Genomic DNA, 22,227 nt, shown 5'->3' on the forward strand with positions numbered 1-22,227 from the left:
CTAGCGGAACTCGGCGACAAGCTGGATTTCGCCGACGATTGCATCGTTGAAGGCCGACAGGTCTTCGGCCGGGATCCAGTATTCCAGATGCGCCCGGCTGCCGGCATGCTGGACGCTGTAACGGTCCAGAAAGCTACGACGCACCTCGAAACGCGTCACGAAACCTGATCCGCTCGCGGGCACATTCCAGTCTCGGGCGATCTGGGTGGCATAGGCCTCGCTGGTGACCGGATAGAAGATCGGCTGATCGGCAAGTCGAGGAGGAAAGGCGCGCATCCCTGCCCCCTGGATCAACTCCAGTTCGCGGGGCCCAACCGGACGCCAAAGCGTCACCGTGTCAATTCGTTCGTTCATAGCCGCATCATGTCTTTGACTGATTTCTGGAGCCGTTGAGCCGAGATAGGATACATAAGCGGAGAAACTGAGCAATTGCAGTAACCGGATTGCAAGTGCGCCCTGTCATGGTGCATCTGTGCAGGATAGTCCGGCTGATGCCGGACGAAATGGAATGTGATTTTTCGCGGCAGCCCGGCAGTCTCTAAATAGCGCCGGGTTTGAGGTCGGAATCGGGGGCAAGCGCCATGTGCGGTATCGTTGGAATTGTCGGTAACTCGCCGGTTGCGCCGCTTATCGTCGATGCGCTGAAAAGGCTCGAATATCGCGGCTATGACTCGGCCGGCGTCGCCACGATCGAGCACGGCAGGCTTGACCGCCGCCGCGCCGAGGGCAAGCTGGTCAATCTCGAGCGCCGGCTGAAGGACGAACCGCTCGACGGCATGATCGGCATCGGCCACACGCGCTGGGCCACACATGGCGTTCCGAACGAGAGCAATGCGCATCCGCATTTTTCCGACGGCGTCGCCATCGTCCATAACGGGATCATCGAGAATTTCGCCGAATTGCGCGACGAGCTGATGCGCGACGGCTACAGTTTCGCCTCGCAGACCGATACCGAAGTCGTCGCTCATCTGGTGGCGCGCGAACTGGCCAAGGGGCTGAAGCCGGTTGAGGCGGCGCACAAGGCGCTGAAGCGGCTGGAAGGCGCCTTTGCGCTCGCCATCATGTTCAAGGGCGACGAGGATCTGATCGTCGGCGCGCGCAACGGCCCGCCGCTCGCGGTCGGTCATGGCGACGGCCAGATGTTCCTTGGCTCCGACGCCATTGCGCTTGCCCCTTTCACCAATTCGATCACCTATCTGGAAGACGGCGACTGGGCGGTGGTGCGCCGCAACGAGGTCGATATCTTCGACATGGGCGGCAACAAGGTCGACCGCAAACGCCAACAGTCGCTCAGCACGAGCTTCATGGTGGACAAAGGCAACCGCCGCCATTTCATGGAAAAGGAAATCCATGAGCAGCCGGAAGTGATCTCGCACACGCTGGCGCATTATGTTGATTTCGTCGGCGGCGTCTCGAAGCCGCTCGAGCTGCCGTTCGATTTCGCCAAGGTCGACCGGCTGGCGATCTCGGCCTGCGGCACCGCCTATCTCGCCGGGCTGATCAGCAAATACTGGTTCGAGCGCTATGCGCGGCTGCCGGTCGACATCGATGTCGCTTCGGAGTTCCGCTATCGCGAGATGCCGCTGTCGAAGAACGATGCCGCTTTCTTCATCTCGCAATCGGGTGAGACCGCCGACACGCTGGCGTCGCTGCGCTACTGCCGCAAGGCCGGCATGAAGATCGGCGCGGTCGTCAATGTGCGCGAATCGACCATGGCGCGCGAATCCGACGTCATCCTGCCGACGTTGGCCGGCCCGGAGATCGGCGTCGCTTCGACCAAGGCGTTCACCTGCCAGCTTTCCGTGCTGGCCTCGCTGGCGGTGCGGGCGGGCGTGGCGCGCGGAACGATTTCGCAGGAGCAGGAGAAAACGCTGATACGCGAGCTGTCGGAAGCGCCGCGTTATGCGAACCAGGTGCTAAAGCTCGACGGGCAGATCGAAAAGGTCGCGCGCGACCTCTCGCACTACAAGAATGTGCTTTATCTCGGCCGCGACACCAATTTTCCGCTGGCCATGGAAGGTGCGCTGAAGCTCAAGGAGATCTCCTACATCCATGCCGAAGGCTATGCTGCCGGCGAGTTGAAACACGGCCCGATCGCGCTGATCGACGAGAACATGCCCGTCATCGTCATCGCGCCGCATGACCGCATCTTCGAAAAGACCGTGTCGAACATGCAGGAGGTCGCGGCACGCGGCGGCAAGATCATCCTGATCACCGACAGCAAGGGCGCCGCACACGCTACGGTGAAGACGATGGAGACGATCGTTTTGCCGGACGTGCCGGAAATCATCTCGCCGATCATCTACGCGCTGCCGATCCAGATGCTCGCCTACTTCACCGCCGTGTTCATGGGCACGGACGTCGACCAGCCGCGCAACCTAGCGAAATCGGTAACGGTGGAATGATCGGTTTCCAAACGGCTGCCGATAGGGTCCAGCGACAATTTAGTATCAGTTATTGATACATATTTCTTGCACCCTGTCTTGTATCAATGTATGACACAAGACGAGGGCGGAAGCTGATCGTTTCGTTCAAAGGCAAAGCGGTGGAAGCGGTTGCCGAGGGGAAGGCACCGAAAGGTTTTCCACCGGATCTGGTTGCCCGTGGCGAACGTCGTCTTCGAGCGATCGAAAACGCCGCACAATTGAACGACCTTCGATCGCCACCCGGAAATCGCCTTGAAGCCCTGAAAGGGAGCAGAGCTGGGCAGCATTCAATTCGTATCAACGACCAATGGCGTATCTGCTTCAAATGGACCAACGCTGGCGCCGAAGAGGTGGAGATCGTCGACTACCATTGAGCGGGCACTTGCCCTAACCCTTGAGGTCCCTGAACCATGCTCAAGTTCGTACGTCCAATTCACCCCGGAGAGTTCCTGCGCGAGGAATATCTCGTCCCGCTCGGTATGAGTGCCGGTGCGCTGGCGAAGAAGCTCAATCTTCCTCGTACCCGTATCGAACGCATTGCCAAGGAAGAGATCGGCCTGACTCCTGATACCGCGCTTCGCCTCGCCAGGTTCTTCAACACCACGCCGGAATTCTGGATGAATTTTCAGCAGGCTTATGAACTTGAAACCGAGGCGAAGAAACTCGCACCGGAGCTCGAGAAGATCGAACCGCTGGAAGCCGCGGCATAGTTGATCTTTTAAAAACTTCGCCATTCCAAAGCGCCTTGGGGTTCAGTAGTGTCGCGCTGCAAACACACGCTGCGGTGAACCATGTCGGATGCTCTCAAGACCTCAGGCATGACCCGGCTGAGAAACTATTTCCTGACCGGCTTCGTCGTTTGCGCGCCGCTGGCGATTACTGCCTACATTGCCTGGTCGCTGATCGGCTGGGTCGATTCCTGGGTGAAACCCTACATTCCGGTACGCTACAATCCGGACACCTACCTGCCGTTTCCAGTGCCGGGTTTTGGGCTGATCGTTGCCTTGATCCTCATCACCTTCATCGGCTTTATGACCGCCAATATCGTTGGCCGCGCCATCGTCAACTTCGGCGAGCGCCTGCTTGGCCGCATGCCGCTGGTGCGCGGCATCTACCGTTCGCTGAAGCAGATTTTCGAGACCGTGCTGTCGAACAAGGGCGACATGTTCCGCCAGGTCGGGTTGGTCGAATATCCGCGTAAAGGGGTCTGGTCGCTTGTCTTCGTCGCCAGCGAGAAAGAAACCGAGATCAACCAGAAGCTCGACCGGGAAGGCGATCCGCTGATTGCCGTGTTCATGCCGTGTACGCCCAATCCGACGACGGGCTTTTTGATGTATGTGCCGAAATCCGACATCGTGCTGCTCGACATGACGATCGAGGACGGAGCCAAGCTGATCGTTTCGGCCGGCCTGGTGGCGCCGGCAGTCAAAATGGTGACGGTGAACGGCGAGCAGATCCACGGCGCGCTTGCCAATCCTCCGCTCGACACGATGCCTCAGCCGGCACGCAGGAGCCGCACGGCCTCGTCGCGGCCGAACAGATAGAGCAACAGGCGCAGCGCCGTGCCGCGATCGGACTGCAATTCCGGATCGCGCGACAGGATCAGCCGCGCATCGTCCCGAGCGGCCTCGAGCAGGTCGGCATGCGCCTCGATGCGCGCCACCTGGAAGCCCGGCGTGCCGGACTGGCGGGTGCCGAGCAACTCGCCTTCGCCGCGCAGCTTCAGATCCTCTTCGGCGATACGGAAGCCGTCCTCGGTCTCGCGCATTACCGACAAACGGCGTTTTGCCGTCTCGCCGAGCGGATCCTTGTAGAGCAGCACGCACGATGAAGGCTTGTCGCCACGCCCGACCCGGCCGCGCAATTGGTGCAACTGGGTAAGGCCAAAACGCTCGGCATGCTCGATAACCATGATTGTCGCATCAGGCACATCGACGCCGACCTCTATCACTGTGGTGGCGATCAGGATACGGGTGTCACCCTGCTTGAAGGCGCGCATCGCCTCGTCTTTGTCGGTGCCTTTCATGCGGCCGTGCACCAGGCCGATGCGGTCGCCGAACAGCGGCTCCAGCGAGGCAAAACGGTCCTCGGCCGACATCAGCTTGATCTCCTCGGATTCCTCGACCAGCGGACAGATCCAGTAGATTTTCTGGCCATCGGCGACGGCGTCGAGCATGCGTCCGATCAGTTCGTCGAGCCGTTCAAGCGGCAAGGTGACGGTGCGGATCGGCTGGCGGCCGGCCGGCTTTTCCGTCAGCTTCGACACATCCATGTCGCCGAATGCAGTCAGCACCAGCGTCCGCGGTATCGGCGTTGCCGTCATCACCAGCATGTCGGGCGCGTCGCCCTTGGCGGTGATCGCAAGGCGCTGGTGGACACCGAAACGGTGCTGCTCGTCGACGACGGCGAACACGAGGTCACGGAACGTCACCGTTTCCTGGAACAGCGCATGGGTGCCGACGACGATGTCGATGTCACCATTGGCCAGCCCGGTCAGCGTGTCGGCACGCTCGCGGCCCTTTTCGCGACCTGTGAGGACGGCGACACGCAGGCCGGCCCGTTCCGCCAACGGCGCAATCGTTGCCAGATGCTGGCGCGCCAGGATTTCGGTCGGCGCCATCAATGCCGCCTGGCCGCCGGCCTCGACGGCACGCGCCATGGCAAGCAGCGCGACCACCGTCTTGCCGGAGCCGACATCGCCCTGCAAAAGGCGCAGCATGCGTTCGGGGTCACCGAGATCGGCGTTGATTTCGGCAAGCGCCATTTCCTGCGACATGGTCAGCGAATAGGGGAGTGCCACGCGCAGTTGTTCGACTATGCGGCCGTCGCCGACGAGTGGCCGGCCAGATAATCGGCGGACCTTGGCCCGCACCAGCGCCAGCGATACCTGGCCGGCCAAGAACTCGTCATAGGCAAGGCGCCGCCACGCTGCGCCGTCGACAGAGACGTCGATCGGGTCGGCAGGATTGTGGATGCGGTTGAGCGCATCGCTGAAAGCAGGAAAGGCATGGCGGCGCCGGAACTCACCGTCCTGCCATTCGGGCAGCACCGGCAGGCGGGCCAGCGCCTGGCCAATCGCCCGGCGCAGCACCTTGCCAGAGAGCCCGGCGGTCAGCGGATAGACCGGCTCGACCAAGGGAAGGTTTTCCGTGTCGCCGGCAAGTGCGATATGGTCGGGATGAACCATGGTCGGGCGGCCGTTGAACCATTCCATGCGGCCGGAGACGACGACATGCTCGCCTACGGGCATTGCTTTTTCGAGATAGGCGGCATGGGCATGGAAGAAGGTCAGCGCGATCTCGCCGGTGTCGTCATGGGCGTAGACTCGGTACGGGACCGACCTGTTGCCGCGTGGCGGCGGCTGGTGGCGGTCGATGCATACATCGAGTGTGACGATGGCGCCCTCGGCCGAGCCGGCGATGCCGGGCCGGTTGCGGCGGTCGATGACAGTATGCGGCAGCACGAACAAGAGGTCCCCGGCGCGCGCGGCCCGGTCGCCGAGGTCGGCTGCTACGACTTTTTCGATCAGGGCGCCAACTTTTGGCCCGACCCCGACAAGCGAGGTGATCGGGACAAACAGCGGATCGAGGAGGGAGGGACGCATGATGTCAGCTTATGTTGCGGCGACTGTAGCGCAAGGCTGACACCGCCTTCTATCCACGCTATATGCGCCGCCTGGGCAAGGATGTTGCAAGATGACCGGAACGAAACGATCAAGCGAGGGGCTCGATGCCCGCCGCCGCAAGCTTCTGTTTCGTTCGTGGCACCGCGGCATGCGCGAGATGGACCTTATACTCGGCAGCTTCGCCGACGCCGAGATCGGCGCCTTGACCGGCGACGAAATCGACCAATATGAGAGGCTCCTCGACATTCCCGACACCGAATTCCTGCCTCTCGTCACTGGCGAACGCCCGGTTCCGGCGGATATCGACTGTGCCGTCCTGCAAAAAATCCTGGCTTCGCGCCGGGAGATGACCTTCTGAACAACGTGTAGCCATGAGCCTTATCCCTACGATCGGTCTGCCGAAAGGCCGCGCCGGCCAGTTCATCGTCGATGGCGTCGCCGACGGCTACGAAGCCTTTGCGCTGGTGCAGGCTGCGCACGAGATCGCCCCTGACAAGCCGGTGCTGTTCGTGGCGCGCGACGGCCAGCGTCTGCCGGCGATCGTCGAGGCGCTTGCCTTTGCCGCTCCAGGCCTGCCGGTGCTGGAACTGCCGGCCTGGGACTGCCTGCCTTACGACCGCGTCTCGCCCGGCGCCGATGCCGCCGCAAGGCGGCTCGACGCACTGGCCGCAATGATTGCGCTGGCGAAAAAGCCGCACCGCGCCGTCGTCCTCACCACCGCGAATGCGCTGTTGCAACGCATTCCGCCGGCTGAACTCGTCGAGGCGCAGACCTTCCACGCCAAACCCGGCAACCAGATAGACATGAACGTGCTGGTGTCGCGGCTGGAGACTTCCGGCTTCGAGCGAGTGCCGACGGTGCGCGGCATCGGCGAATTTGCGGTGCGCGGCGGCATTCTCGATCTCTTCGCGCCCGGCTGGATGGAGGCACTGCGCCTCGATTTCTTCGGCGATACGCTGGAATCGATCCGCGTCTTCGACACCGCAACCCAGCGCACCATCGGCCAACGCAAATCGATGGCGCTGCAGGCGATGAGCGAGGTGGCGCTGACGCCGGAAACCATCAGCCGCTTCCGCCGCGCCTACATCGAAGCCTTTGGCGCGCCCTCCCGCGACGATGGGCTCTATGCGGCGGTCAGCGAGGGCAGGCGGTTTGCCGGCATGGAGCACTGGCTGCCGTTCTTCTATGAGCGGCTGGAAACCGTCTTCGACTACCTGCCCGATGCGCCTGTGGTTTTCGACCATCTGGCGCATGAGGCACTGGCCGAGCGCCACACTCTGATCCTCGACCACTACGAAGCGCGCAAGAAGCAGGCCGACGGCGCCTTGAAGGACGCGGTGCCCTACAAGCCGGTGCCGCCGGATCTGCTCTATCTGTCGCCCGAGAACCTGATTGCCTCGCTTGGCCCGCGCGAGGCGATAGATTTCACGGCCTTCGACGCGCCCGATGCCGGCGCGAAAAAGGTGTTCCATGCCGGCTCGCGCCACGGCCGCAGCTTCGTCGAGGAACGCGCCGATCCTAACGCCAACGTTTTCGACGTCGTCGTAAAACACATTTCCGACGAGCGCGCTGGACGCCGCCGCGTCATCGTCGCCGGCTGGACTGAGGGTTCGCTCGACCGGCTTGGTCAGATCCTGGCCGAGCATCATCTTGGCAATCTGAAGCCGGTGGCGACGCTTGCAGAAGCCGAAAAGCTTGAGCCGGGGCAGGCGGGACTGGCCGTGCTGCCGCTCGAATCCGGCTTCGAGACAGAGAAACTGGTCGTCGTCGCGGAGCAGGACATTCTCGGCGACCGGCTGATCCGGCGCTCGAAGCGCAAGAAGCGTGCGTCCGACTTCATCGCCGAGGCTTCGGCCTTGTCGTCAGGCGATATCGTCGTCCATGCCGACCATGGCATTGGCCGTTTCATCGGGTTGCGTACCATCGAGGCGGTTGGTGCGCCTCACGATTGCCTCGAGATCCACTATGCCGGCGACGATCGGCTATTCTTGCCGGTGGAAAACATCGAGCTGCTGTCGCGCTATGGCTCGGATTCGGCCGAGGCGACGCTCGACAAGCTTGGCGGTGGCGCCTGGCAATCGCGCAAGGCGCGGCTGAAGAAACGCCTGCTCGACATGGCCGGGCAGCTGATCCGCATTGCCGCCGAGCGGCAGATGCGGGCAGCACCGGCGCTGGTGCCGGCGGAAGGCCTCTATGGCGAGTTTGCAGCGCGTTTTCCCTATGAGGAGACCGATGACCAGCAGACGGCGATCGATTCGGTCATGGATGATCTAGGCGCCGGAAAGCCGATGGACCGGCTGATCTGCGGCGACGTCGGCTTCGGCAAGACCGAAGTTGCACTTCGCGCCGCCTTCATTGGGGCGATGGAAGGCTTTCAGGTGGCCATAGTGGTGCCGACGACATTGTTGTCGCGCCAGCATTTCAAGACTTTCTCGCAGCGCTTCTCCGGCCTGCCGATCCGCGTCGCCCAGGCCTCGCGGCTGGTCGGCGCCAAGGAATTGGCGGAGACCAAGAAGGGCATCGCCGAAGGCCAGATCGATATCGTCGTCGGCACGCATGCACTGCTCGGCTCCTCGATCTCGTTCAAGAATCTTGGTCTGCTGATCATCGATGAGGAGCAGCATTTCGGCGTCAAGCACAAAGAGCGGCTGAAGGATCTCAAGACCGACGTCCACGTTCTGACGCTGTCGGCGACGCCGATCCCGCGAACGCTGCAGCTTGCCTTGACCGGTGTGCGTGAGCTGTCGCTGATCGCCACGCCGCCGGTCGACCGCCTGGCGGTGCGCACCTTCATCTCGCCCTTCGATCCGCTGGTCATCCGCGAGACGCTGCTCAGAGAACGCTACCGCGGCGGCCATTCCTTCTACGTCGTACCGCGCATCAGCGATCTCGCGGAAATCCATGATTTTCTGCGCGAATCTGTACCTGAGCTGAAAGTGGCGGTGGCCCATGGCCAGATGCCGCCCGGCGAGCTCGACGATATCATGAATGCCTTTTATGACGGCCAGTACGACGTGCTTTTGTCGACCACCATCGTCGAATCCGGCCTCGATATACCGACCGCCAACACGCTGATCGTGCATCGCGCCGACATGTTCGGCCTGTCGCAGCTCTATCAGTTGCGTGGCCGCGTCGGCCGTTCGAAGGTGCGCGCCTATGCGCTGTTCACGCTGCCCGCCAACCGCAAGCTAACCGATACAGCCGAGCGTCGGCTGAAAGTGCTGCAGTCGCTCGATACGCTAGGCGCCGGTTTCCAGCTGGCCAGCCACGACCTCGACATCCGCGGCGCCGGCAATCTGCTCGGCGAAGAGCAGTCCGGGCACATCAAGGAGGTTGGCTTCGAGCTCTATCAGCAGATGCTGGAGGAGGCGGTGGCCGAAGTGAAGGATTCCGGCGAGGTGCAGGACGGCGGCTGGTCGCCGCAGATCGCCGTCGGCACGGCGGTAATGATCCCGGAAAGCTATGTCCCGGACCTGCAGCTGAGGCTCGCGCTCTATCGTCGTCTTGGCGATCTCGAAAATACGGAAGAGATCGATGCTTTCGGCGCCGAGCTGATCGACCGGTTCGGGCCGCTGCCGGAAGAGGTTGAACATCTGTTGAAGATCGTCTTCATCAAGGCGCTTTGCCGCAAGGCCAACGTGGAGAAGCTCGACGCCGGGCCGAAAGGCGTCGTCATCCATTTCCGCAAGCGGGAATTCCCCAATCCGGTCGGGCTGGTCAAGCTCATCGGCGAACAGGGCTCGCTGGCCAAGATCCGTCCGGACCAGAGCGTCGTCTTCAGCCGTGACTGGGCGACGCCCGAGAAGCGGCTGGCTGGCTCAGCGGTTGTCATGACGCAGCTGGCGCGGCTGGTGGAGAAGGCGGCGTAGCAGCGCGTCGCTGGTGGTCTGGGCACAGCCGCACCGGCACTTTCGCCGTGCCGTGCTCATTCGCCACGCGACCACTTCCGGTCTAGAATAGGAAATCGGCTTCGTGTATGGAGCCGCGACCCCATGTGGGGCGGATTGGCGGGCGATGGCGTCCGTGTGAAAGAGCGTTAGGTGCTTCGATGACGAAATGGTCGCCGAATTCGTGGAGAGCTAAGCCGATCCAGCAGGTTCCTGCCTATCCGGAACTTGCCGCGCTGAGGAACACGGAAGCCCAGCTTGCCACGTTTCCGCCGTTGGTTTTTGCAGGTGAGGCACGCAAGCTGAAGAAGCAGCTTGCAGCCGTCGCTGCCGGTGACGCATTCCTTCTGCAGGGCGGCGATTGCGCCGAGAGCTTCGCCGAGCATGGCGCCGACAATATCCGCGACTTCTTCCGCGTCTTCTTGCAGATGTCGGTGGTGCTGACCTTCGCCGGCGCACAGCCGGTGGTGAAGGTCGGCCGTGTCGCCGGCCAGTTCGCCAAGCCGCGCTCGTCCGACAATGAGACCAAGGGCGGTGTGACGCTGCCCAGCTATCGCGGCGACATCATCAATGGCATCGAGTTCGATGCCAAGTCGCGCATTCCCGATCCTGCGCGGCAGGAGATGGCGTACCGCCAGTCAGCGGCCACGCTCAACCTTTTGCGTGCCTTCGCCCAAGGTGGCTATGCCAGCCTGGAGAACGTGCATCAATGGATGCTTGGCTTCGTGTCCGACAGCCCGCAGGGCGAGAAATACGAGTCTCTCGCCAACCGCATCACCGAGACGATGGACTTCATGAAGGCCGTCGGCATCACCTCGGAGACCAATTACGCGCTGCGCGAGACCGATTTCTACACCAGCCACGAAGCGTTGCTGCTCGGCTATGAGGAGGCGCTGACCCGCGTCGATTCGACCTCCGGCGACTGGTACGCCACCTCCGGCCACATGATCTGGATCGGCGATCGAACGCGCCAGCCCGACCATGCCCATGTCGAATACTGCCGTGGCATCAAGAACCCGCTCGGCCTGAAATGTGGCCCGTCGCTGACGCCGGATGGCCTCTTGCAGCTCATCGACCTGCTCAATCCGGAGAACGAGCCCGGCCGGCTGACGCTGATCGCGCGTTTCGGTTCCGACAAGGTTGCTGACCACCTGCCGAAGCTGGTGCGCGCGGTGCAGAAGGAAGGCCGCAGCGTGGTGTGGTCGTCCGACCCGATGCATGGCAACACCATCGAGGCCGCCGGCTACAAGACACGGCCGTTCGACCGCATCCTGAAGGAGGTGCAGACCTTCTTCGAGGTGCATCGCGCCGAAGGCACGCATCCGGGCGGCATCCATGTCGAGATGACCGGCAAGAACGTCACGGAATGCACCGGTGGCGCCCGCGCCATCACCGCCGAAGAGCTGCAGGATCGCTACCACACCCATTGCGATCCGCGCCTCAACGCTGACCAGGCGATCGAGTTGGCGTTCCTGGTCTCCGATCTGCTCAAGAAGACCCATCCGGTCCAGCACAAGCAGGCCGTCAACGGCTGATACGATCTGAACTTTGATGTCATTGAAGAAGCGCCGGGCGAAAACCGGCGCTTTTTGTATTCAATCCCGCCGGTGTCGCATTTGCTCGTGCCTAACGCGCGCAAAACTGGAATCCTGCCAGGCGATGGCAATTGCATCGGGAGGCCGACATGGCTGACAGTCACAGCGGATCATGCTTGTGCGGGGCAGTGCGGTTCCAGACACGAGGACCGCTACGCGGTGTCGTCTACTGCCATTGCTCGCAGTGCCGGAAGCAGAGCGGGCATTTTTATGCGGCGACCAATGTTGCCGACCGCGACATCACAATCACCGGCGCGGAGAGCATCACCTGGTACGAGGCTTCTTCGTTCGCCAGACGCGGCTTCTGCAAGACATGCGGCTCTCTGCTGTTCTGGAAGCCGAGCGATGATGGCTATGTTTCGGTCATGGCAGGGCTGTTCGACGCGCCAACCGGGCTTCAAGGAGAATGCCATATCTTCGTCGGCGACAAGGGCGATTATTACGCCATCGATGACGGGCTGCCGCAGTTCGAGAAGTCGACACCGTCGATCAAGGTGGCAGGCGACTGATTTTGAAGAGGTCGCCTTATTCCCTTGGTCCAGCCATTGCGCTAATCCCCTGCCGGTGATTCCGAAGGGTTTTGGCATGCAGCGGCTGATCGACGCTTTTTACAATTCGGTGCGGGCGTTTCGCAAACTGGCCGCCGGCGAGGAGGCTTTCCAGTTGGAGCTGACACTGCTCGTGCTTGCCTTGCCGCTCGGCTGGTTCCTTTCGGAATCGTGGCGCGGCTATGCGTTGCTGATCGGCGCGGTGCTGCTCATGATCATGATCGAGGTGTTGAATACCGGCATCGAGGCGGCATGCGACGCGTTCAGCCGCGAATTCAACATCGATATCCAACTGGCCAAGGATTGCGGTTCGCTGGCGGTGCTGATTTCGGTGGTGATCGCTGCCGGCGTCTGGGGCGTCGCCGTCATCGAGCGGATCCTCGGGGTACCGATCTGAGGTTTCAGACACTACATGCCGTCACTGCATTTCTCGTTTTGACCATGATCTTTTCCGAAAACCGGTACCACTTTTCGGGATCATGGTCTGAGGAGACCGATATGGCCGATACCGCCGGATTTCTGCTGCTCGAACGTGAGGGCCTGCCGGACGATCTTCGCTGGCTGGTTGAAAAATTTCCACGCGAGGTCTGGCAGGCGCATGCCAACATCCACGGCGTGGCCAATATGTGGCTGCAGCGGCACGATATGTTCCGCGAGCTTGGCGGCATGCTCACCAATGGTATCGGCGATTATCGAGAAGGTAGGCTGAACGCGCCGGAATTCGCGCGCTGGTTCGCGCCGCGCCTCAACCATTTCCTCGGCAATCTCGACGGCCACCACAATGTCGAGGACCATCATTATTTCCCGGTCTTCGCCAGGGCCGAGACCCGTCTGAAGCGCGGCTTCGAAATCCTGGATGCCGATCACCACACAATCCATGAGGGACTGGAGCGCAATGGCCAGGCGGCAAATGCCTTCATCCGCACGCTTCAGGAGAGCGAAGACAAACAGCGTTTCGCCGCCGATGCCTATGCTGACGAGAACAGCCGGCTGATCGCCATGTTGACCCGGCATCTTGCCGACGAGGAAGACCTGATCATTCCGCTGATCCTCGAGAAGGGTGATCGTGCGCTCGGCATTGATTGACGATCAGCTTCCCTTGTGGAGTTCCTTCTTGGCGACGATATGGGCCGCGAGCCAGCCGAGGATGGCCACAACGAGGCCGATTGCCAGAGCGATCAGCAACCGCTCGTGGCGGGCCAGCGCCTGGCCGACGATGTGCTCCGCGCCCAGCCCGAAGACATAACCGACAGTGCAGAACAGTGCCGCCCAGACTACCGACGAGATGGCGTTGAGGATGATGAAGCGCGCCGCGGCGATGCCCGACAGCCCGGCCGCGATTCCGCCGACCAGTCGCAGGCCATAGATGTAACGGTTCGACAGCACGAAAATGTTGGGATGAGAGGTGACAAGGCGGTAGGCGTGGCTGAAGCCCGGCCGGGCTCGGAGCCTGATCACGAATTTATGGTCGGCGAAGCTCCGTCCCAAGATGAAGAACAACGTGTCGCCACCGAAGGCGCCGAGCGCGGCTGCGAGAAACGCCTGCCACGGGACGAAGACATGCTGATGCGCAAAAAAACCGCCAAGAATTGCGGCGCTTTCGCCCTCGGCGACGCAGCCCAGAAAAACCGCGACCAATCCATATTGCTCAATGAGACGATGGATGACTTCCGTCATGAAGACGTTCGCTGCTTCGACAGAATGTCGTCGATGCGCTTCACCTGCTCGGCCAGCCGGGCGATCTCGTCTCGCATGCCGATGATCTGGCTGTGGCGCAGTTCGTCGAGCTTTTCGTGTAACGCCATGATCTCGATCTCGGCCTTGAGATTAACCTCATAGTCGTGGGCGGCGTCGATTCGATCGCGCTCCGTCTGGCGGTTCTGCGCCATCATGATCACTGGCGCCTGCAGGGCGGCAACCATGGAAAGCACGAGATTGAGAAAGATGAAGGGATACGGATCGAAGGCGGCGCGCGACAAGAGCCAGACATTGCCTGCCGTCCACAGGATCAGGAAGCCAATGAATGCCAGGATGAAGGACCACGAGCCGCCGATCCGTGCGATGGTGTCGGCCAGGCGATCTCCAAACGTCTGGTGAAAGGCGACGGCCTTGTTGGTGTCCTTGGAGATCGTGGTGCGCTCGAGCGTAGATTGCAGTACCCGGCTTTCGAGCGCGCTGAGGCCGTCCGGCTTTCGCTTCAGCCAGCGGCTTGCCAGGTCCTCGATCGTTTTGTTCATCGTCGCCTCCGTCGTCAGCGATGAGGTAGAAGCTGCCGGTTCATACGGGAAGTGGTAGATTGACGCGATGGGGTCAGGAAACAATGGTGGATTTTCAGAAAATTCGCGCCCGTGCAGCGAAGCGCAAAGGCGGTGAGGCAGCGCTGACGTCGCTGCTGGGTCCTATGCCCGACAATGCCGCGGTGGCAAAAATTGCGGACGACCGGATCCTGTCGACCATGGCCGAGCGGGTTTTTGCCGCCGGCTTTGTCTGGCGGGTCATCGAGCAGAAATGGCCGGGTTTCGAGGAAGCATTTCTTGGCTTCGAGCCGAGGCGGCTGCTGTTCCAGCCTGACGATTTCTGGCACGATCTCACAGCCGACAAGCGCATCGTCCGCAATCCGCAGAAGATCAAATCCGTACGCGACAACGCAGCCTTCGTCGCGCGCGTGTCGAAGGAGCATGGCAGCTTCGGCAAGTTCCTGGCCAATTGGCCGGCGGATGACCAGGTCGGATTGATGGCCTATCTCGGCAAGCATGGCAGCCGGCTCGGCGGCAATACCGGCCAGTATTTTCTGCGCTGGCTGGAGTGGGACGCCTTCATCGTCTCGGCCGACATGACGGCAGCGCTGCGCGACGCCGGGCTCGACCTCGCGCAGAGCCCGACATCGAAGAAGGACCTGGACAAGATCCAAGTGCAGATAAACGCCTGGGCGGCGGAAACCGGGCTGCCGCGCCGGCACATTTCGCGCATTCTGGCAATGTCGATCGGCGAGAACCATCCGCCGGAAGCCTTGCGCGAATATATGGGCGAATAGGATCGACTGTTTGGTCCAAACGAACGCCATTGCTCGACGAATTTTGCCGCGCTAAACCCACGGGCATGACAGACAAGACCGCTCCAGACATATTGCGCATCGCCGTCGCCCAGCTCAATCCGACGGTCGGCGACGTCGCCGGCAATCTTGCCAAGGCACGCGAGGCGAGGGCGGATGCCGCCCGCCAAGGCGCCGACCTCGTGCTGTTTACCGAGCTTTTCCTTGCCGGCTATCCGCCTGAGGATCTGGTGCTGAAGCCCGCCTTCCTGAAGGCCTGCGAGCGGGCGGCGGAGGATTTCGCCGGCGATACCGCCGACGGCGGCCCGGGTTTCGTCATCGGCACGCCGTTGAAGCGCAAGACCGGCACGCACAATTCGATCATCTTTGCCGATGGCGGCAAGATCCTTGCCGAACGCTACAAGCTCGATCTGCCGAATTACGGTGAGTTCGACGAGAAGCGCGTCTTCCAGGCCGGCCCCGAGATCCAGGGGCCGGTCAATTTCCGCGGCGTGCGCGTGGGAGTGCCGATCTGCGAAGATATCTGGGGCGAGGTTGCCGTCTGCGAGACGCTGGCCGAAAGCGGCGCGGAAATCCTGCTGGTCCCGAACGGCTCGCCCTATTACCGCGGCAAGGTCGACGTCCGCCACCAGATCGTCATCCGCCAGGTCATCGAATGCGGACTGCCGATTATCTATGCCAACCAGCTTGGCGGCCAGGACGAGCTGGTTTTCGATGGCGCATCGTTTGCCATAGGTTCTGACAAGACGCTGGCCTTCCAGATGAGGCAGTTCGAGGAGACGGTCAACGTCACCACCTGGAAGCGAAAGAATGACATCTGGGTCTGCTCTGACGGACCGATGTCGAAAATCCCGGAGAAGGAGGAGGCCGACTACCGCGCCTGCATGTTGGGCCTGCGCGATTACGTCAACAAGAACGGCTTCAAGAATGTCGTGCTCGGCCTTTCCGGCGGCATCGATTCGGCGATCTGCGCGGCACTTGCCGTCGATGCGCTGGGCGAGGAACGGCTGCGCGCCGTGATGATGCCTTACCGCTACACTTCGAAGGACTCGCTGAAGGATGCCGAGGACTGCGCCCGCGCACTCGGCTGCCGCTACGATATCGTGCCGATCTTCGAGCCGGTCGAGGGCTTCCTGCACACGTTGACACAGCTTTTCGAGGGCACCAACGAAGGCATCACCGAGGAAAACCTGCAGAGCCGGGCCCGCGGCACCATCCTGATGGCGATTTCCAACAAATTCGGCTCGATGGTGGTCACCACCGGCAACAAAAGCGAGATGTCGGTCGGCTACGCGACGCTCTATGGCGACATGAATGGCGGCTTCAATCCGATCAAGGACCTCTACAAGATGCAGGTCTATGCGCTGTCGCGCTGGCGCAACGCGCATATGCCGCCGGGTGCGCTCGGTCCGTCCGGCGAGGTGATCCCGAACAACATCATCGACAAGGCGCCCTCGGCGGAACTGCGAGAGAACCAGACGGACCAGGATTCGCTGCCGCCCTATCCGGTGCTCGACGACATATTGGAATGTCTGGTCGAAAACGAGATGGGTGTCGACGACATCGTTGCGCGCGGCCATGACCGGGCGACGGTGACGCGCGTCGAGCACCTGCTTTACGTCGCCGAATACAAGCGCCGGCAGGCGGCACCCGGTGTGAAGATCACCAGGAAGAATTTCGGCCGCGACCGCCGCTATCCCATTACCAACCGGTTCAGGGATGGCGGGTAGGCGATTGGCCTGCGTAACGGTTTAGCCATGGCCAACCTTGAAATCAGCTTTGACCTGTCGCGGATCGACTTCCGGGCGACATCCGACATGTTGAAGGCGAGCTATTGGGGCAGTGGCCGCAGCGATGAACTGCACCGCCGCGCTTTTGCCAACTCACTGTGTGTCGGCGCCTATGTCGGCGGCAATCAGGTCGGCTTCGGCCGGGCGATCACCGACCGTACGGTATTTGCCTATCTCGCCGACATCATTGTCTGGCCCGGGTATCGCGGGCAAGGCATCGGAACCCGGCTTGTCCAGGCGCTTATCGATCATCCGGATTGCAAGACTGTCACGCATTGGAGCCTGTCGACCAACGACGCCCATGCGGTTTACGAGAAGCTCGGCTTCAGGCCTTCCGCCGACGGCCGCTATATGCGCTTCGACCGTATCCCGGCAACCTGAACAGAGGCAGCGCACAACCGCGATTGTTGCAAAATCGTCTCACTGCTTGGACCAGATGCGCTTTTGGCTATCTACTGACTTGGCGCGGCGTTGAGGCGTCTCTATAAACACCTCTCCGCGATTCCCCTTCAGGAGGAACCGAATGCCAGGATTTGACATCGTTATGCGAGGCCGCGAAGCCTAGGTCTTGGTCAGTGCGCCGCGAGATAGCCTCGCGGCAAGGCTGAACCGAGGCAGGTATTTCGCCGCTGCCGGTCGCCGCCCCTCTACAGGGCCGCCAAATACGCCAAACCTCCGCATCTCCGGGCGCCTAACGGCGCCGACGCGGTTTTTCAATTTCTACTTTCGTGGGATCGGGCTCGTTTGCGCCCGAATGACATCATGACTCGTTTTCGAATAGATTTGCGCGCGGGCGCCTTTCGCAGCGTTCTTGGCTTCACGCTCAGCCATTGGCGGCGTCAGCCGTGGCGGCTTGCCGGCATTATGGGCACGTTCCTGCTGTCGACCTTGGCCGACGTGCTGACGCCGCTCTATTCCGGCCGGCTGGTGGATGCCGTCGCCAGCAGTGCTGCGGCCGACGATGTTGCGTGGAACGCGGCGACAGCGGCCTTTTCGATGCTGGTGGCCCTGGCGCTCACCGGTGTCGTGCTGCGCAATCTCGCCTTCATGGCCATTGTCGAGCTGACGTTGAAGATGATGGCGGATATCGCCGCCGACGCCTTCCACCGCGTCCAGCGCTTCTCCACCGACTGGCACGCCAACAGCTTCGCCGGATCGACGGTGCGCAAGATAACGCGCGGCATGTGGGCGCTCGACCTGCTCAACGACACGATCCTGATCGCGCTGCTGCCATCGGTCGTCATGCTCGTCGGCTCGACGCTGCTGCTTGGCTGGTTCTGGCCGCTGATGGGTGCTGTCGTCGCCACCGGTTCGGTTCTGTTCATCGCGGTGACGACGATGCTGTCGCTTGGCTATGTCGCGCCCGCGGCAAGGCTTGCCAATGCGTGGGATACACGGCTCGGCGGCTCGCTGGCCGACGCGGTGAGCTGCAACGCCGTGGTCAAGGGTTTTGGCGCCGAGGAACGCGAGGAGACACGGCTTGCCGAGGTCGTCGCTAAATGGCGCGGCCGCACGCGCCGCACCTGGATGCGCGGCACTGTCAACGGCACCACGCAAGGGACGATGCTGCTGCTTTTGAGGGCAGCGGTCATCGGATTCTCCCTGCTGTTGTGGTCGTGGGGGCAGGCGAGCGCCGGCGATGTCGCCTTCGTGTTGACCTCATTCTTCGTGCTGCAAGGCTATCTGCGCGACATCGGCACACATATCCGCAATCTGCAGCGCTCGATCAACGACATGGAGGAACTGGTCGACTTCCAGTCCGAACCACTCGGCATCGAGGATCGGCCCGGAGCCAAACCGATCCGGATCACCGATGGCCGTATCACCTTCGACAAGGTCACGTTCCATTATGGCAGCCACCGCCTGCCGCTCTATCGCGACTTTTCGGTGGACATCGCGCCGGGCGAACGGGTTGGGCTGGTTGGCCATTCGGGCTCCGGCAAGACGACATTCGTCAAGCTGATCCAGCGCCTCTACGACGTGACTGCGGGCAATATCCTGATCGACGGCCAGGATATTGCCAATGTGGCGCAGGCGTCGCTGCGCGCACAGATCGCGATTGTCCAGCAGGAGCCGATCCTGTTTCACCGGTCGCTGGCCGAAAACATCGCCTATGCCCGGCCGGCCGCCACGCAGGCCAAGATCGAGCACGCGGCGCGATTGGCCAGCGCGCATGACTTCATCGCCAATTTGCCGAAAGGCTATGGCACGCTGGTCGGCGAGCGTGGCGTAAAGCTATCGGGTGGTGAGCGTCAACGCGTTGCAATCGCACGCGCCTTTCTTGCCGATGCGCGCATTCTCATCCTGGATGAGGCAACGTCGAGCCTCGATTCGGAATCGGAGGTGCTGATCCAGCAGGCGATGGAGCGGTTGATGGTCGGCCGCACGACGCTGGTCATTGCCCACCGGCTGTCGACGGTGCGGGCGCTGGACAGGCTTTTGGTGTTCGATCGCGGCCGCATCGTCGAAGAGGGCTCGCATGACCAACTGATCCGGCTGCAAGGCGGCATCTACCGCCGGCTGTTCGAACGCCAGGCGCTTGAACTGACCAAAGGCATGGTGATCTGACGGTTGCGGCGCCGCGCGTCCTGATGGACGCGTGGCGCTGCAGTCTTTTCTTCGCCTTCGTCATGTTCTATGTCTGCCGCCGAGCGCGGGGGCGCGTCTTGTCAACAGCAAAACCATCCGGTACGCCCCGCTCATGACAGTTACCGTCCGTTTCGCCCCGTCACCGACCGGCCGCATCCATATCGGCAATGCGCGCACCGCTCTGTTCAACTGGCTGTTCGCCATCAAGAACAAGGGCCGCTTCATCCAGCGCTTCGACGACACCGACGTTGCCCGTTCGACGCAGGAATTTTCCGACGCCATCCTTTATGACCTGCATTGGCTGGGCATCTTCCCCGACGCCACGGAGTATCAGTCGCGGCGGGTCGAAATCTATGATGCCGCACTGCAGAAGCTGAAGGAGGCGCGCCTCGTCTATGCCTGCTATGAGACGCCCGAAGAGCTCGACCTGAGGCGCAAGGTGCGCCGCACGCGTGGTCTGCCGCCAGTCTATGGCCGCGAGGCGCTGACGCTGGCACCCGAGCAGGTGGCGGAATATGAGGCCGATGGCCGGCGGCCGCACTGGCGCTTTCTGCTGCCCAACTTCAGCAGCGATCCGCTGCAGCCGGAGCGCACCGAAATCCACTGGAACGACCTGGTGCGCGGCGAAGAGACCGTCGACCTCGCCTCGCTTTCAGACCCGGTTCTGCGGCGTGAGGACGGCACCTACCTCTATACATTGCCTTCGGTTGTCGACGACATCGACATGGGCGTCAGCCATGTCATTCGCGGCGACGACCACGTCACCAATACCGGCGTCCAGATAGCCCTGTTCCGAGCACTTGGCGCGGAGCCGCCGGTGTTCGGCCACCACAATCTCCTGACAACGGCATCAGGCGAGGGACTTTCGAAGCGCACCGGCGCGCTGTCCATCCAGAGCCTGCGTGAGAGCGGCATCGAGCCGATGGCGATCGCTTCGCTGGCGGTGCTCGTCGGCACCTCGGAAAACGTCGTGGCGGTGCCAACGATGGCCGAGCTAGCCGAGCGCTTCGATCCGGCTGCAACATCGAAATCCGCCGCCAAATTCGACCCGGACGAGCTCTTCGTGCTCAACCGCACGCTGCTGCATCACATGCCGTTTTCCGAGGCGCGCGACCGGCTGATCGTGCTCGGCATCTCCGGCGAACAGGCCGAGCCTTTCTGGCTGGCGGTGCGCGGCAATCTCGACAGGCTGGCCGATGCGGCGATCTGGTGGCGTACGCTTCGAGACGGTCCAGAGGAGCCGGCGGAGTTTTCCGACGATGACCGCGACTTTCTTCGCCAGGCGTTCGAACTGCTGCCGGAGGAGCCTTGGAACGGCACCGTCTGGAAAAACTGGACCGGCAAGATCCGAGAGGCGAGCGGCCGTAAGGGCAAGGCGCTGTTCATGCCGCTCAGGCTGGCGCTTACGGGACAGCCTTCGGGTCCGGAGCTTGCAGATCTGTTGCCGCTGCTGGGTCGGGAAGGAACGTTGGCCCGACGACCCTGACCTTGCGCTGTTCCGGCGGGGGCAGGGACGTCGGCGAAGGCACGGGCTTGACGGCAAGGCGTCTGATCGCCTCACGATCGAGGCCGTCTTGCGCGTTGGCCAAGGACTCCGGATCGGCGCCCGGATCAGGCCTAGCAACCGGCAGCGGAATGAACGGGGTACTCTCTACATTCGCCTCAGATTGTGCCCGGGTTGGCGGGTTGCCGGCGATGATCTCGAAATTCTGCGCGGCATTGCAGCCGCAGGCCGGCGGCCGCGGCATGTCGGACTGCTTGTAGAGGTAGGCCGTCGGCAGTTCGATATAAGGCCTGCCGGTCACCGAAGACGTCATGGACGCCGAATCGCCATTCATGCCGCGCGTGTAGAAAACCTGCATTTCTGTGCCGGGGCAGCTCGATTCGCAATTCTTCTGGTCGCGCTCGAAATCGCCCAGCGAGGCAGCATTCGACATCGGGAAGAAATAGCCGTCGCAGGTCCGCACACACATGGTGCGGAATTCGCCTCGCGGCTGGCCCAACTCGTCGGCGTTGTTGAGCATGGTGCGAATGTTGCGCGGCTGACTTAGTTCTTCAGCCTGGTCGGGCTCTTCAGGCTGATCGGGCGCACCGGGTTCAGTTGCGTCACTGCCCAAAAGCTGGTCGAGCAGGTTTCGCTTGCCGTTTTCACGGCTGGCTTCGCGGACCGGCGCGGGCGTCCGCGCCGCCCCATCATCGCGGCAGCCATTGGCGTCAAGCAACGTCAATATGCGCGCGCGATCGCGTCGCGAACCACCGCCGGCAAGGTCGGCGCGCTTGGCCTGCAGGGCGTCGAGATTGGCTGCCATGCGATCGATGGTGGCGTCGAGTGCCGCGCATGCATTGGCGTTGCGGCGAGACAGCGAAAAGCCGCAGCCGGCGCTGCTGGCCTGGCTGACGGCCTTTGAAATCTGCTGGCGCTGCCGGACGATTGCGTCGTCATATTTCCTGAGCAAAGCCGGTTTGCCACCGCCACCACGAGAAGCGGCGGCAAGATCGGCTTCAAGCTGGCGGCAGAGGCGCGGAGCGGCCTGCGCCTGAGTGACGGCAATGCCGCACAGTAGCAGGGCGCCGAGCAGCGCGGCGGCCCGCGTCAGCTTCCAACATGCGCCCGTCATCCCTCCGAAACTCCGCCTGCCTGTCGTTCAGAAAGCTACCGCGCTTGCGGTTAACCGTTTGTTTACCATACCGCCGATTCCGGCTTCATCCCAAATC

General features: G+C 62.2%; 20 protein-coding genes. 15 read left to right on the forward strand and 5 right to left on the reverse strand.

From position 1 onward, the window contains the following. Positions 1-354, reverse strand: a complete 354-nt coding sequence (locus NKI16_RS03910; protein ID WP_352622636.1) for an ADP-ribosylation/crystallin J1 — start codon at positions 352-354, stop codon at positions 1-3. 227 nt (positions 355-581) lie between these two features. Here NKI16_RS03910 and glmS point away from each other — a divergent pair, with 227 nt between their 5' ends. From glmS to NKI16_RS03930, 4 genes are all read left to right on the forward strand, one after another. Continuing rightward, positions 582-2,405 carry a glutamine--fructose-6-phosphate transaminase (isomerizing) gene (glmS, locus tag NKI16_RS03915; RefSeq protein WP_352622634.1) on the forward strand — a complete coding sequence of 608 codons (1,824 nt, stop codon included), beginning with the start codon at positions 582-584 and terminating at the stop codon, positions 2,403-2,405. A 113-nt stretch (positions 2,406-2,518) separates the two neighbouring features. After that, on the forward strand, positions 2,519-2,800 hold the full coding sequence (locus tag NKI16_RS03920) for a type II toxin-antitoxin system RelE/ParE family toxin (protein WP_352622664.1): 282 nt from the start codon (positions 2,519-2,521) through the stop codon (positions 2,798-2,800). Between the two features lie 36 nt (positions 2,801-2,836). Continuing rightward, positions 2,837-3,136 carry a HigA family addiction module antitoxin gene (locus tag NKI16_RS03925; protein ID WP_031212869.1) on the forward strand — a complete coding sequence of 100 codons (300 nt, stop codon included), beginning with the start codon at positions 2,837-2,839 and terminating at the stop codon, positions 3,134-3,136. An 81-nt stretch (positions 3,137-3,217) separates the two neighbouring features. Then, positions 3,218-3,970, forward strand: a complete 753-nt coding sequence (locus NKI16_RS03930) for a DUF502 domain-containing protein (RefSeq protein WP_023680026.1) — start codon at positions 3,218-3,220, stop codon at positions 3,968-3,970. Here NKI16_RS03930 and recG read toward each other — a convergent pair. After that, on the reverse strand, positions 3,922-6,030 hold the full coding sequence (recG, locus tag NKI16_RS03935; protein WP_352594485.1) for an ATP-dependent DNA helicase RecG: 2,109 nt from the start codon (positions 6,028-6,030) through the stop codon (positions 3,922-3,924). The two genes, NKI16_RS03930 and recG, sit on opposite strands and share 49 nt — an antisense overlap. A 91-nt stretch (positions 6,031-6,121) precedes the next feature. Here recG and NKI16_RS03940 point away from each other — a divergent pair, with 91 nt between their 5' ends. The 6 genes from NKI16_RS03940 (at position 6,122) to NKI16_RS03965 (ending at position 13,167) form a co-directional block, all read left to right on the forward strand. After that, on the forward strand, positions 6,122-6,409 hold the full coding sequence (locus NKI16_RS03940; RefSeq protein WP_023680023.1) for an FAD assembly factor SdhE: 288 nt from the start codon (positions 6,122-6,124) through the stop codon (positions 6,407-6,409). 13 nt (positions 6,410-6,422) lie between these two features. Continuing rightward, entirely contained in the window at positions 6,423-9,920 is a 3,498-nt protein-coding gene (gene mfd, locus NKI16_RS03945; protein WP_352594484.1) for a transcription-repair coupling factor, read from the forward strand. A gap of 179 nt (positions 9,921-10,099) precedes the next feature. Beyond that, a complete protein-coding gene (locus NKI16_RS03950; protein ID WP_023680020.1) occupies positions 10,100-11,473 on the forward strand; it encodes a class II 3-deoxy-7-phosphoheptulonate synthase in 1,374 nt (457 codons plus the stop codon). Positions 11,474-11,622: 149 nt separating this feature from the next. Beyond that, positions 11,623-12,042, forward strand: coding sequence for a GFA family protein (locus tag NKI16_RS03955; protein WP_031212867.1), 420 nt, complete (start codon positions 11,623-11,625; stop codon positions 12,040-12,042). A 76-nt stretch (positions 12,043-12,118) separates the two neighbouring features. Then, a complete protein-coding gene (locus tag NKI16_RS03960; protein WP_031212866.1) occupies positions 12,119-12,478 on the forward strand; it encodes a diacylglycerol kinase in 360 nt (119 codons plus the stop codon). Positions 12,479-12,579: 101 nt separating this feature from the next. Continuing rightward, positions 12,580-13,167, forward strand: a complete 588-nt coding sequence (locus tag NKI16_RS03965; protein WP_031212865.1) for a hemerythrin domain-containing protein — start codon at positions 12,580-12,582, stop codon at positions 13,165-13,167. A gap of 3 nt (positions 13,168-13,170) precedes the next feature. On the opposite strand, the gene NKI16_RS03970 is transcribed toward NKI16_RS03965, so the two are convergent. Both NKI16_RS03970 and NKI16_RS03975 read right to left on the reverse strand, forming a co-directional pair. Next, on the reverse strand, positions 13,171-13,758 hold the full coding sequence (locus tag NKI16_RS03970) for a DedA family protein (protein WP_023680016.1): 588 nt from the start codon (positions 13,756-13,758) through the stop codon (positions 13,171-13,173). After that, on the reverse strand, positions 13,755-14,318 hold the full coding sequence (locus NKI16_RS03975; protein WP_023680015.1) for a DUF1003 domain-containing protein: 564 nt from the start codon (positions 14,316-14,318) through the stop codon (positions 13,755-13,757). The genes NKI16_RS03970 and NKI16_RS03975 overlap by 4 nt, the downstream gene beginning before the upstream one ends. Before the next feature lie 83 nt (positions 14,319-14,401). On the opposite strand from NKI16_RS03975, the gene NKI16_RS03980 reads away from it, so the two are divergent. From NKI16_RS03980 to gltX, 5 genes are all read left to right on the forward strand, one after another. Further along, complete coding sequence (locus NKI16_RS03980) at positions 14,402-15,115, forward strand: DNA-3-methyladenine glycosylase I (protein ID WP_023680014.1); 714 nt, start codon at positions 14,402-14,404, stop codon at positions 15,113-15,115. Positions 15,116-15,180: 65 nt separating this feature from the next. Then, entirely contained in the window at positions 15,181-16,863 is a 1,683-nt protein-coding gene (locus NKI16_RS03985; RefSeq protein WP_352922262.1) for an NAD+ synthase, read from the forward strand. Positions 16,864-16,890: 27 nt separating this feature from the next. Then, positions 16,891-17,304 carry a GNAT family N-acetyltransferase gene (locus NKI16_RS03990; RefSeq protein ID WP_023680012.1) on the forward strand — a complete coding sequence of 138 codons (414 nt, stop codon included), beginning with the start codon at positions 16,891-16,893 and terminating at the stop codon, positions 17,302-17,304. 381 nt (positions 17,305-17,685) lie between these two features. Then, on the forward strand, positions 17,686-19,491 hold the full coding sequence (locus tag NKI16_RS03995; protein WP_031212864.1) for an ABC transporter ATP-binding protein: 1,806 nt from the start codon (positions 17,686-17,688) through the stop codon (positions 19,489-19,491). A gap of 133 nt (positions 19,492-19,624) precedes the next feature. Next, complete coding sequence (gltX, locus tag NKI16_RS04000; protein ID WP_023680010.1) at positions 19,625-20,998, forward strand: glutamate--tRNA ligase; 1,374 nt, start codon at positions 19,625-19,627, stop codon at positions 20,996-20,998. On the opposite strand, the gene NKI16_RS04005 is transcribed toward gltX, so the two are convergent. After that, positions 20,916-22,130: a DUF2865 domain-containing protein gene (locus NKI16_RS04005; RefSeq protein ID WP_023680009.1), complete on the reverse strand. Its 1,215-nt coding sequence runs from the start codon at positions 22,128-22,130 to the stop codon at positions 20,916-20,918. The genes gltX and NKI16_RS04005 overlap by 83 nt on opposite strands. Positions 22,131-22,227: the final 97 nt, after the last annotated feature.

It is taken from the genome of Mesorhizobium sp. M0698 (genome assembly GCF_040320455.1).
GTDB lineage: Bacteria > Pseudomonadota > Alphaproteobacteria > Rhizobiales > Rhizobiaceae > Mesorhizobium.

Coding starts and splice junctions, on each gene's coding strand:
- NKI16_RS03910 (WP_352622636.1), bottom strand. CDS start 354: ATGAACGAACGAATTGACACGGTGACGCTTTGGCGTCCGGTTGGGCCC.
- glmS (WP_352622634.1), top strand. CDS start 582: ATGTGCGGTATCGTTGGAATTGTCGGTAACTCGCCGGTTGCGCCGCTT.
- NKI16_RS03925 (WP_031212869.1), top strand. CDS start 2,837: ATGCTCAAGTTCGTACGTCCAATTCACCCCGGAGAGTTCCTGCGCGAG.
- NKI16_RS03930 (WP_023680026.1), top strand. CDS start 3,218: ATGTCGGATGCTCTCAAGACCTCAGGCATGACCCGGCTGAGAAACTAT.
- recG (WP_352594485.1), bottom strand. CDS start 6,030: ATGCGTCCCTCCCTCCTCGATCCGCTGTTTGTCCCGATCACCTCGCTT.
- NKI16_RS03940 (WP_023680023.1), top strand. CDS start 6,122: ATGACCGGAACGAAACGATCAAGCGAGGGGCTCGATGCCCGCCGCCGC.
- mfd (WP_352594484.1), top strand. CDS start 6,423: ATGAGCCTTATCCCTACGATCGGTCTGCCGAAAGGCCGCGCCGGCCAG.
- NKI16_RS03950 (WP_023680020.1), top strand. CDS start 10,100: ATGACGAAATGGTCGCCGAATTCGTGGAGAGCTAAGCCGATCCAGCAG.
- NKI16_RS03955 (WP_031212867.1), top strand. CDS start 11,623: ATGGCTGACAGTCACAGCGGATCATGCTTGTGCGGGGCAGTGCGGTTC.
- NKI16_RS03960 (WP_031212866.1), top strand. CDS start 12,119: ATGCAGCGGCTGATCGACGCTTTTTACAATTCGGTGCGGGCGTTTCGC.
- NKI16_RS03965 (WP_031212865.1), top strand. CDS start 12,580: ATGGCCGATACCGCCGGATTTCTGCTGCTCGAACGTGAGGGCCTGCCG.
- NKI16_RS03970 (WP_023680016.1), bottom strand. CDS start 13,758: ATGACGGAAGTCATCCATCGTCTCATTGAGCAATATGGATTGGTCGCG.
- NKI16_RS03975 (WP_023680015.1), bottom strand. CDS start 14,318: ATGAACAAAACGATCGAGGACCTGGCAAGCCGCTGGCTGAAGCGAAAG.
- NKI16_RS03980 (WP_023680014.1), top strand. CDS start 14,402: ATGGTGGATTTTCAGAAAATTCGCGCCCGTGCAGCGAAGCGCAAAGGC.
- NKI16_RS03985 (WP_352922262.1), top strand. CDS start 15,181: ATGACAGACAAGACCGCTCCAGACATATTGCGCATCGCCGTCGCCCAG.
- NKI16_RS03990 (WP_023680012.1), top strand. CDS start 16,891: ATGGCCAACCTTGAAATCAGCTTTGACCTGTCGCGGATCGACTTCCGG.
- NKI16_RS03995 (WP_031212864.1), top strand. CDS start 17,686: ATGACTCGTTTTCGAATAGATTTGCGCGCGGGCGCCTTTCGCAGCGTT.
- gltX (WP_023680010.1), top strand. CDS start 19,625: ATGACAGTTACCGTCCGTTTCGCCCCGTCACCGACCGGCCGCATCCAT.
- NKI16_RS04005 (WP_023680009.1), bottom strand. CDS start 22,130: ATGACGGGCGCATGTTGGAAGCTGACGCGGGCCGCCGCGCTGCTCGGC.